The following is a 2,286-nucleotide window of genomic DNA, read 5'->3' on the forward strand; positions in this document are numbered from 1 at the left end:
GTCCCGCCCCGAGCCCGCGACAGCCCCCGCCCGGTCCCACCGGGCGGGGGCTTCGCCGTACGGGCGGGTGCGGCAGTATGTGGCCCATGACGAGCGTGCACGAGGACCGGCAGCGGCAGACCGTACGGCCGACCGCCGAGGACGGCGTGGCCGCGGCCGGCAGTGAGCTGATCGGCGGGCCCGTCGGCCGCCGCGCGCTGCTCGGGACGGGCTGGTGGACGCCGGTACGGGTCGTCGCGCTCGTCGCCATCGGGATGTTTGCGCTCGGGATGGTGCAGAAGCTGCCGTGCTACAACGGCGACTGGTTCTTCGGTGCGGGCGCCCAGTACACGCACGCCTGCTACTCGGACATCCCGCACCTCTACAACGCCCGGGGCTTCGCCGCCGACCTGGTGCCGTACTTCGACAGGATCCCCGGCGACATGGAGTACCTGGAGTACCCGGTCCTCACCGGCCTCTTCATGGAGGTCGCCTCCTGGCTGACCCCGACCGGCGGCTCGCTCCAGCACCGTGAGCAGATCTACTGGCTGGTCAACGCCGGCCTGCTCATGATCTGCGCCGCGGTGATCGCCGTCTGCGTGGCCCGCACGCATCGCCACCGCCCCTGGGACGCGCTGCTCGTCGCCCTCGCGCCTGCCTTCGCGCTGACCGCCACCATCAACTGGGACCTGCTCGCGGTGGCGCTCACCGCCGCGGCGATGCTGATGTGGTCGCGGAGCAGGCCGCTCGCGGCCGGTGTGCTGATCGGCCTGGCGACCGCCGCCAAGCTCTACCCGGTGCTGCTGCTCGGCCCGCTGCTCGTGCTGTGCCTGCGGGCGGGGCGCCGGAGGGAGTGGGGCACGGCGGTGTGCGGGGCCGTCGCGTCCTGGTTCGTGGTGAACCTTCCCGTGATGGCGCTGGCGCCCGAGGGGTGGCGGAAGTTCTACACCTTCAGCCAGGAGCGCCCGGTCGACTTCGGCTCGTTCTGGCTGATCATCTCGCAGCGCACGGGCAACCCGCTGGAGGGCGCGAACGCCTGGGCCACGGCGCTCACGCTGCTGCTGTGCGCGGCTATCGGCGCCCTGGCGCTCTATGCCCCGCGCCGCCCGCGCTTCGCCCAGCTGGCCTTCCTGGTCGTCGCGGTCTTCGTGCTGGTCAACAAGGTCTACTCACCGCAGTACGTGCTGTGGCTGATCCCGCTCGCGGCGCTGGCCCGGCCGCGGTGGCGCGACTTCCTGGTCTGGCAGGCCTGCGAGGTCATGTACTTCATCGGGATCTGGATGTACCTCGCGTACACCTCGTCCGGGGACAAGCACTACGGGCTGCCCCCGGAGGGCTACCAGCTCGCGATCCTGGCCCACCTGCTGGGGACGCTGTACCTGTGCGCGATCGTCGTACGGGACGTCCTGCTTCCGGAGCGGGACGTCGTACGGCAGGACGGCTCGGACGACCCGTCGGGCGGCGTGCTGGACGGGGCGCCCGACGTGTTCGTCCTCGGCCACCACCGGCGGGCCCGGCACGCGGCCCATCACGAGGGGACGTACGTGGAGTGGGGCGCGCGGCGCGGCTGACCGCTCGGAGCGCTCTCAGCCGGCTGTCTGGCGCGCTCTGGGGACAGCGGCGTGCCCTCGGGGACAGCGCGTGGTCTCAGAGGTCGACCACGCGGTCGTACTGCGTGGTCGTGTGGCGCAGATGGGCCACCAGCTCCTCGCCCACCTTTGGTTCCGGCGCGTCCGACGGCACGAACAGGATCGAGACCTGCATGTGCGGCGGCTCCGCGAACCAGCGCTGCTTGCCCGCCCAGACGAACGGCGAGAGGTTGCGGTTGACCGTCGCCAGACCGGCCCGGGCCACGCCCTTGGCGCGCGGCATCACGCCGTGCAGGGCCTTCGGGGCCTCCAGGCCCACGCCGTGCGAGGTGCCGCCGGCCACCACGACCAGGTAGCCGTCGGAGGCGGCCTTCTGCTGCCGGTAGCCGAAGCGGTCGCCCTTCGCGACGCGGGTCACGTCCAGCACGGAGCCGCGGTACTCGGTGGCCTCGTGGTCGCCGAGCCAGAGCCGGGTGCCGATACGGGCGCGGAAGCGGGTCTGCGGGAACTGCTGCTGGAGGCGGGCGAGTTCGTCGGCCTTGAGGTGGCTGACGAACATCGTGTGCAGCGGTAGGCGGGCGGCGCGCAGCCGGTCCATCCAGGTGATGACTTCCTCGACCGCGTCCGAGCCGTCCAGGCGGTCGAGCGGGAGGTGGAGGGCGAAGCCCTCGAGCCGTACGTCCTCGATGGCAGCGTGCAGCAGCGGCAGGTCCTGCTC

At 72.1% G+C, this 2,286-nt stretch carries 1 protein-coding gene and 1 pseudogene; one reads left to right on the forward strand and one right to left on the reverse strand.

Annotation, left to right across the window (positions count from 1 at the left end):
* The first annotated feature begins 86 nt into the window (after nt 1–86).
* Entirely contained in the window at nt 87–1,550 is a 1,464-nt protein-coding gene (locus tag AOK16_RS19330) for a glycosyltransferase family 87 protein (protein WP_055473469.1), read from the forward strand.
* Between the two features lie 76 nt (nt 1,551–1,626).
* Here AOK16_RS19330 and AOK16_RS19335 read toward each other — a convergent pair.
* Nucleotides 1,627–2,286: pseudogene (locus AOK16_RS19335) on the reverse strand (alanine racemase); the annotation flags it as partial.

Source organism: Streptomyces pathocidini, assembly GCF_001418495.1.
Lineage (GTDB): Bacteria > Actinomycetota > Actinomycetes > Streptomycetales > Streptomycetaceae > Streptomyces > Streptomyces pathocidini.